The following is a 7,734-nucleotide window of genomic DNA, read 5'->3' as shown; positions in this document are numbered from 1 at the left end:
CGGGAATGGAGCCCACGGCCAGGCCGGTGTTGCCGCCCTGCGGCACGATGGCCGTGCCCGCCGCGGCGCAGGCCTTGACCACCTCGGCCACCTGCTGTGCATTGGCCGGCCGCACCACGGCCAGCGACTTGCCGCGTGCGCGCTTGCGCCAGTCCTGTTCGTAGGCCGTGAGGTCGCCCTCGTTCAGCACGTGCTGCGCACCCACGATGGCGCGCAGTTGATCGACGAGGGAAGCGGAAGAAGAAGTCGTCATGGGGTGGAAATCTCCAGTTGGCGGGCCGCCTTGGCATTGCGCAGGCGCAGCCGCACGTGCCAGGCGCAGGCCGCAAAGAGCATGAGGCACAGCAGCACCTCGATGAGCGCGAGCACCTGCCCCACGCCGTTGGTGTCGCTCCAGGCGCGCACCACGCCCTCGGTGAAATAGAGCCAGATCATCAGGCTGACCCAGCGGTAGGTGTACATGCGGTTCTTGTAGAGCCCCGCGAGCGGAATGACCAGCGGCAGCACCTTGAGCGCCAGCAGCGAGCCGCCCGGCCGCAGCGGCGCGAGCCACAGCTCCCAGGCCAGGCCCAGCACGATCAGGCCCGCAAGGCTGCCCACGGCGAGCCAGCGGGTGGCGCTGACGGAAGAAGAGGCTTGCGGCGTGATGGTTGTCATGGGCAGAACACCGCGGAACCGGGTTGGCCGGGCCGGCTTTTTCGAGCGCAGGCCACGGCGACACGAAGTGCGCGAAGACGAGGGAAGGATTCGGGTTCTTATGATACCGGCCATGAATCGTCGTCAGCTCTGGAGGGATCTTTCGCGCTTTCCGTGGGGCAACACCGCGGCGGTGCTGGGCGAGCGTTTCCGCGAAGACCGGCTCGGCCTCACGGCCAGCAGCCTCACCTTCACCACCACCATCGCGATGGTGCCGTTCTTCACGGTGGCGCTGGCGCTCTTCACCGTGTTCCCGATGTTCGCCAAGCTGCAGGGGCGGCTGCAGCGCTGGCTCATCGAGAGCCTGATTCCCGACAACATCGCGCGCCAGGTGCTGGGCTACCTGAACCAGTTCTCGAGCAAGGCCGGCGGCCTGGGCATCGCGGGCCTGGTGGTGCTCTTGATCACCGCCATTGCGCTGATCCTCACCATCGACAAGACGCTCAACAACATCTGGCGCGTGCGCTCGCCCCGGCCCTTTGCGCAGCGCGTGCTGATCTACTGGGCCGCCATCACGCTCGGGCCGCTGATCCTGGCGGTGAGCCTTTCGACCACCTCGTACGTGTTTGCCGCATCGCGCGACGTGGTGGGCGGAAGCATCCTCAAGCTGTTCTTCGACACCTTCGAATTCGTGCTGCTCGCGGCCGGCATGGCCTCGCTCTACCACTACGTGCCCAACACCAACGTGCGCTGGTCGCATGCCTGGGCCGGCGGCTTCTTCGTTGGCCTGGGTGATCGTGCTGCTGGGCGCGGTCATCGCGGCCTACCTGCCGAGCCTGCTGACCGGCGTTGCGCGCCGGGGCGGGCGGGCCGGGTGGCCGCTGCAGCTGGCCATGGAGGTGCTGCAGCACCTGGCGCGGGCGCGCGCCACGCCGGCCAAGGGCATGGGCGCCACCGAACTCGTCACGCGCATGCGGGTCGATGCGCTGCAGGTGGTGCCGGTGCTCGAGACGCTGGTGGCGCTGGACTGGATCGCGCCGCTCGCCGAGGAAACCGCCAATGAGGATCCGCGCTATGTGCTGCTGGCCGATCCGTCCACGCCGATCGAGCCGCTGCTCAGGGAGTTGCTGATGCCGCGCGCCGAGCCGCTCGAAGACCTCTGGCGCAAAGGCCCGCTGCACTCGCTGCGCCTGGGCGACGTGCTCCTGATTTGATAGCCCTCAGAGCTTGACCTTGCCGAGCCAGATGTCGCGGTACATCGCCCAGTCGCCCATGAAGCTGTAGAGCGGGCGCTTGAGCGAGGCGGGCCTGTTCTTCTCGAAGCCGAAGTGCCCGACCCAGGCAAAGCCGTAGCCCCCGACCAGCCCGGCCAGCAGCCAGAGCGGGTTGAATGTGACGGCCAGCGCCACCAGGCACAGCAGCGAGATCGTCGAGCCCGCGAAATGCAGGCGCCGGCAGGTGCGGTTGGCGTGCTCGCTCAGGTAGAAGGGATAGAACTCCGCGAAACTCTTGAAACGTCGCGGATCGACAGCAGATTCCGGGGCAGTCGTGGTGTTCATCGTGCGGGTCTCCTGAACGCCGGAGGCGCTTTGTCCATAATAGCCACGACCCTTCGGCCGCACCACTGCGGCTTCGTATTCACACCTGCACCGCATCAACCTTGAGCGCTCTTCCTGCCGCCCCCGTTTCCGCCGAGCCGGCCAGCGATGCGCCGTGGGTCGTGTGCCTGTGCGCCGAATGGTGCGGCACCTGCCGCGACTACCGGCCGCTGCTCGAGCAGGTGGCGCGGGCGCATCCGCAGTTCCGCTTTGCCTGGGTCGACATCGAGGACCACGCCGAGATTGCCGATGCCTTCGACGTCGAGACCTTTCCCACGCTGCTGATCGCCGGTGCCGACGGCACCCGCTTCCTGGGCCCGCTGCTGCCGCATGCCGAGACGCTCTCGCGCATGCTCGGTGCTTTGCAGGCGCCGCAACCTTCCAGCCTCGACGTCGACCTGCTGCTCGCGGTGCTCGAGAAGCGTCCCGGCGACTTCGCGGTCTGACCGCGCCCCATCCCATGAACATCCTGATCTTCGGCGCCACCGGCATGGTGGGGCAGGGCGTGCTGCGCGAATGCCTGCTGGCGCCCGACGTGGCGCGCGTGGTCGCGGTCGGCCGCAGGGCCACCGGGCAGCAGCATCCGAAGCTGCAGGACCTGGTCATTCCGGACATGACCGACTACAGCGGTGTCGAGCCGCAGCTGCAGGGCTTTGACGCCTGCTTCTTCTGCCTCGGCGTGTCGTCGGTGGGCATGAACGAGGCCGACTACAAGCGCATCACCTGCGACCTCACGATGGCCGCCGCCACCGTGCTCGCGCGGCTCAACCCGGGCATGACCTTCACCTACGTGACGGGTGCGGGCACCGACAGCAGCGAGCGCGGCAGCCGCATGTGGGCGCGCGTGAAGGGCGCGACCGAAAACGCCCTGCTCAGGCTGCCGTTCAAGGCCGCCTTCATGTTCCGCCCCGGCATGATCCAGCCGCTGCACGGCGTGCGTTCGAAGACGCCGCTCTACCAGGCCGCGATCATGGTGCTCAAGCCGGTGCTCGGGCTGGCCCACCGGCTCTGGCCCGACAGGGTGACGACCACCGAGAAGGTGGGCCGCGCCATGCTGGCCGTGGCACGGCACGGCGCGCCGAAGGTGCTGCTCGACCCGGCCGACATCAACGCGCTGGGCCGCTGAGGCTCAGGCGCTCGACCGCGCGCGGCCCAGCTTGCGCCGGCCCGCGCTGGCAATGGCATGCACCAGGTGTTGTACGAACGCCTGCGCCAGCGGCGTGAGCGTGCGGCCTTCGAGCGCCAGCACCTGGAGCTGCCGCTGCTGCAGCGGCGCCTCGGCGAACGGGCGCGCCACCACCGTGCCTGCATCGATCAGGTGCGTGACCGTGAGGTGCCCCGACAGCATCACGTCTGGCGTGCGCAACAGCGGCAGCAGCACCGATGAAAAATTGCTGACGAAGATCGCGCGGTACTGCAGGCCCTGCAGGCTGCACGCCTGGTCGAACAGCTGCCGCGCGGTCACGCCCTTGTCGCCCACGGCCAGCGGATAGCGCACGGCGTCGGCCACGGACACCACGCGCTGGCGCGCCAGCGGATGGTCGGGGCGCAGCACCGCGAACACCGGCGCATTGGCCGAGTGCTCGATCTTCAGGCCGGGCTCCGGCGCGACGACGTATTTCAGTGCGATGTCGGCCTCGCCGCGCGCGAGCAGCGCGCTCACGCCATCGGGCGAGCCCACGTGGAGCTCGAGCTGCGTGCCCGGATGCGCCGACTCGAAGCTGCGCATGACCTGCGGCATGAAGTGCGCGGCAAAGCCTTCGGTGCAGGCCATGCGGATGCGGTGCGCGCTGCGGCCGCCGAGGTCGCGCACCTGCTCGATGACCTGCTCGATGTCGAGCTGCGCATTGCGCAGGTGCGCCGCGAGCCGCTCGCCCGCCGCGGTGAGCGCCATGCCCCGGGCGTGGCGCTCGAACAGGGGCGTGCCCAGGCTGTCCTCGAGCTTGGTGATCTGGCGGCTGACCGCCGACGAGGCCACGAACAGCCGCGCCGCGGCCTGGCTGACCGAGCCGCTGCGCGCCACTTCGAGGAAATGGCGCATCGGAATGCTGAGGAGCGGTGGTGCCATGGCGGTTGAAGCGTTGCCTTGAAGGCAATGGTAGCTTGCGAAATCGGTGCTGGAAGCATTGCCCTGCAGGCCTTGTACTTGCTGCATCCCACGCCAACAGGAAATCCCCTCATGCAACGTACCGAAAGCCTTGCCGCGGCCGCCGCCTATTTCGACGATGGCGGCTTCTTTGCCGACCTGCAGCGGCGCGTCGCCTTCCGCACCGAGAGCGACACCGGCGCCGCCACGCCCGCGCTCGGCGCCTACCTGCGCGACGAGCTGGTGCCGCCGCTGGCCGCGCTGGGCTTCGAATGCGAGATCGTCGAGAACCCGGTGGCGGGCGGCGGGCCCTTCCTGATCGCGCGCCGCATCGAAGACCCCGCATTGCCCACCGTGCTGAGCTATGGCCACGGCGACGTGGTGAGCGGGCAGGATGCGCAGTGGGACGAAGGCCTCGGCCCCTGGGCGCTCACCGTGCGCGGCGACCGCTGGTACGGGCGCGGCACGGCCGACAACAAGGGCCAGCACAGCATCGCGCTCGGCGGGCTGGCGGCCGCACTGCGCGCGCGGGGCGGGCGCCTGGGCTACAACATCACCTGGCTCATCGAGACCGGCGAAGAGGCCGCGTCGCCGGGCCTGCATGCGGTGTGCGAGCAGCAGCGCGAGCGGCTGCGCGCCGACCTGTTCATCGCGAGCGACGGGCCGCGCGTGAGCGCCGCGCGGCCCACGCTGTTCCTGGGCTCGCGCGGCGCCGTCAACTTCAGCCTGCGGCTGCGCGCCAGGGCGCGGGGCTACCACTCGGGCAACTGGGGCGGCGTGCTCGCCAATCCGGCCACCGTGCTCAGCCATGCGGTGGCCTCGCTGGTGGATGCGCGCGGGCGCATCCTGGTCGAGGCCTTGCGGCCGGCTGGAATTCCGCAGGGCGTGCGCGAGGCGCTGGCCGACATCGCCATCGGTGGCGGCACCGACGATCCCGCGCTCGACGAAGGCTGGGGCGAGCCCGGCCTCCGCCCCGCCGAGCGGCTGGTGGCGTGGAACACCATCGAGGTGCTCGCGCTCGGCGCCGGCTCGCCGCAGCGGCCCGTCAACGCGATTCCGTCCGAGGCGGTGGCGCATTGCCAGCTGCGCTTCGTGGTCGGAACGCCGTGGCGCGAACTGGCGAGCATCGTGCGCGCCCATCTCGACGCGCGTGGCTTCGGCGATGTGGAAGTGAAGGTCACGCTGGAAGGCGCGGCCACGCGGCTCGACGTGGAGAACCCCTGGGTCGACTGGGCGCGCCGCTCCATCGAAGAGAGCAGCGGCCAGCGCGCCGACCTGCTGCCCAATCTCGCGGGTTCGCTGCCCAACGATGTCTTTGCCGACCTGCTGGGGCTGCCCACGCTGTGGGTGCCGCATTCCTACCCGGCCTGCGCGCAGCACGCGCCCAACGAGCACCTGCTGGCGCCGCTGGCGCGCGAGGGCCTGCAGATCATGGCCGGCCTCTACTGGGACCTGGGCGAGCCGGGGCTCGCGCCGTGGGCCGCCGGTAAAACGCTGCATGCCGCTGCCGCCTGATTTCTCTTCCTGGACGAACCCCAATGAAAACTGCTCTCTTCCATCGGCTCCGTGGCCTGCTGGCCTGCGCCTTGGCGCTCGTGGCCTTCCATGCGCCCGCGCAGGAAAAATGGCCCGACAGGCCCGTGAAGCTGGTCGTGCCCTTTCCCCCGGGCGGGGGCACCGACATCGTCGCGCGCGCGATGGGGCAGGGCCTGTCGGAGCGGCTCGGCCAGCCCGTGGTCATCGACAACAAGCCCGGCGCCGCCACCATCATCGGCACCGACGCCGTCGCCAAGGCCGCGCCCGACGGCTACACGCTGCTGCTCTCGGGTTCCACCAGCTACAGCGTGAACCCCGCGCTGCGCGCCAGGCTGCCCTACGACCCGGTGCGCGACCTCGCGCCCATTGCCATCGTTGCACGCACGCCGCTGGTGCTGGTGGTGGGGGCCGGCACGCCCTGGCGCTCGCTGCCCGAGCTCATCGCCGCCGCCAAGGCCAAGCCGAAGAGCATCCGCTACGCCACCTTCGGCGCCGGCTCGGGCCCGCACCTCGCGGGCGAGCTGCTTGCGCTGGCCGCGGGCATCCAGCTGCAGGACATCCCGTACAAGGGCAGCAGCCAGGGTTCGATGGCGGTGATCGGCGGCGAGATCGAGGTTGGCATCGACACCGTGGCGGCCGTGGCGCCGCATGTGCGCTCGGGCAAGCTGCGCGCCCTGGGCATCGTGGGCGCGGCGCGCTCGAGCATGCTGCCGGAGGTGCGCACGCTGGCCGAGCAGGGCCTGCCCGATGCCACCTTCGACGCCTGGTACGGCTTTGCCGCGCCGGCGCGCACGCCGCCACCGGTGCTCGACAAGCTGGCGCGCGCCGTCACGGCCACGATGGGCAGCGCGGCCCTGCAGGCGCAGCTGCGCGCGCAGGGCATGGAGCCCGTCGTCATTGGCGCGGCGGCGTTCCGCAGCCAGATGGAGGGCGAGATCTCCCGCTATCGCGCACTGGCGCACCGCGCGGGCATCGCGGCGGAATAGAAGCGGCGCTTCAGGCGGGCGCGCCGACGAAGTCGCGCAGCGCAAACAGCACTTCGTCGGGGGCCTCGCTCATCAGTGCGTGGCCGGCATGCACGGTCACCACCTTGGCGTTGCGGGCCTTGCCCACCAGCGCCTTGGTGGCGCGCGGCGGCGTCATCTGGTCGGCGTCGCCGAGCAGGAACAGCACGGGGCACTGCACCGCTTCGATCGCCTTTTCGCCGTTCGCGTAGTCGTTGCAGGCCTTGAAGCCGATGTGGAACACGTTGGCGTCGCGGTTGCTCGCGAGCACGCGCCGCATCAGTGCGCGCGAGCTGCCGTAGAGCCAGGTGCCGGGGCCGAGCGAGGAGGGCGGCGGCGCGAGCAGCGAATGCGAGAAGGTGTTGACCATCGCGATGGCGCGCTGCGGATCGTTGAGCGCGCCGTCGAGCAGCGCGGGCGACACGGCCATCGGATAGGCCGTGCCCACCATTGCCAGATGGGTCACCCGTTCGGGCGCGCGCGAGGCGGCCTCGAGCGCGATCAGCGAGCCGAAGCTGTGGCCCACGAGCGCGGCCTTCTGCACGCCGGCCGCGTCGAGCAGCGCGAGCACGAACTGCGCCGCGTCTTCCACGCTGGCGGGCGGCGGGCCTTCGCTCTTGCAGTGGCCGGGCAGGTCGACGGCCAGCACGTTCCAGCCGTGGTTGGCGAACCAGCGGCTTTGCAGGATCCACACGCTGTGGTCGTTGAGCACGCCGTGGATGAACACCACGGTCGGCTTGTTCGCATCGAAAGCCTTGCCGCCGGTGTAGCAGTAGGTGGCGTGGCTGTTGACGGTGTAGTTCATGTCAGTTGCTCCACCGGATGTTTTGTTTTAGGTGCTGTTGTTCGGGGCGCGTGCACAGGCCACCGGGGG

At 70.0% G+C, this 7,734-nt stretch carries 9 protein-coding genes and 1 pseudogene; 5 read left to right on the top strand and 5 right to left on the bottom strand.

Annotation, left to right across the window (positions count from 1 at the left end; all coding sequences use genetic code 11):
* Both AC1DOC_RS14665 and AC1DOC_RS14660 read right to left on the bottom strand, forming a co-directional pair.
* The coding region (locus AC1DOC_RS14665) for an FAD-binding oxidoreductase (RefSeq protein WP_478129990.1) at window positions 1-253 on the bottom strand (253 nt) is incomplete at its 3' end.
* Window positions 250-657 carry a DUF2069 domain-containing protein gene (locus AC1DOC_RS14660; protein ID WP_062362367.1) on the bottom strand — a complete coding sequence of 136 codons (408 nt, stop codon included), beginning with the start codon at window positions 655-657 and terminating at the stop codon, window positions 250-252. The genes AC1DOC_RS14660 and AC1DOC_RS14665, both read right to left, overlap by 4 nt.
* Window positions 658-757: 100 nt before the next feature.
* Here AC1DOC_RS14660 and AC1DOC_RS14655 point away from each other — a divergent pair.
* Window positions 758-1,850: pseudogene (locus tag AC1DOC_RS14655) on the top strand (YihY family inner membrane protein).
* 6 nt (window positions 1,851-1,856) lie between these two features.
* Here the strand turns inward: AC1DOC_RS14655 and AC1DOC_RS14650 are convergent.
* Window positions 1,857-2,195, bottom strand: coding sequence for an Mpo1-like protein (locus AC1DOC_RS14650; protein ID WP_478079783.1), 339 nt, complete (start codon window positions 2,193-2,195; stop codon window positions 1,857-1,859).
* 101 nt (window positions 2,196-2,296) lie between these two features.
* Here AC1DOC_RS14650 and AC1DOC_RS14645 point away from each other — a divergent pair, with 101 nt between their 5' ends.
* Window positions 2,297-2,680: a thioredoxin family protein gene (locus AC1DOC_RS14645; protein ID WP_062362363.1), complete on the top strand. Its 384-nt coding sequence runs from the start codon at window positions 2,297-2,299 to the stop codon at window positions 2,678-2,680.
* A gap of 14 nt (window positions 2,681-2,694) precedes the next feature.
* Window positions 2,695-3,360 (top strand): NAD-dependent epimerase/dehydratase family protein, encoded by a 666-nt coding sequence (locus tag AC1DOC_RS14640; protein ID WP_436287574.1) that lies wholly within the window; start codon window positions 2,695-2,697, stop codon window positions 3,358-3,360.
* 3 nt (window positions 3,361-3,363) lie between these two features.
* Here AC1DOC_RS14640 and AC1DOC_RS14635 read toward each other — a convergent pair whose 3' ends face one another.
* Window positions 3,364-4,302, bottom strand: a complete 939-nt coding sequence (locus AC1DOC_RS14635; protein ID WP_436287575.1) for a LysR family transcriptional regulator — start codon at window positions 4,300-4,302, stop codon at window positions 3,364-3,366.
* Between the two features lie 111 nt (window positions 4,303-4,413).
* Between AC1DOC_RS14635 and AC1DOC_RS14630 the strand changes: the two genes are divergently transcribed.
* Entirely contained in the window at window positions 4,414-5,835 is a 1,422-nt protein-coding gene (locus tag AC1DOC_RS14630) for a M20 family metallopeptidase (RefSeq protein ID WP_478079781.1), read from the top strand.
* Between the two features lie 23 nt (window positions 5,836-5,858).
* Complete coding sequence (locus AC1DOC_RS14625; protein ID WP_307594028.1) at window positions 5,859-6,842, top strand: Bug family tripartite tricarboxylate transporter substrate binding protein; 984 nt, start codon at window positions 5,859-5,861, stop codon at window positions 6,840-6,842.
* Window positions 6,843-6,852: 10 nt separating this feature from the next.
* Here the strand turns inward: AC1DOC_RS14625 and AC1DOC_RS14620 are convergent, their stop codons facing one another.
* Window positions 6,853-7,665 carry an alpha/beta fold hydrolase gene (locus AC1DOC_RS14620; RefSeq protein WP_369664310.1) on the bottom strand — a complete coding sequence of 271 codons (813 nt, stop codon included), beginning with the start codon at window positions 7,663-7,665 and terminating at the stop codon, window positions 6,853-6,855.
* Window positions 7,666-7,734: the final 69 nt, after the last annotated feature.

This window comes from Variovorax sp. 01T439_2 (assembly GCF_056398445.1).
The sequence above is the reverse complement of the archived record's forward strand: the minus strand, read 5'-3'. Positions and strand labels throughout refer to the sequence as shown.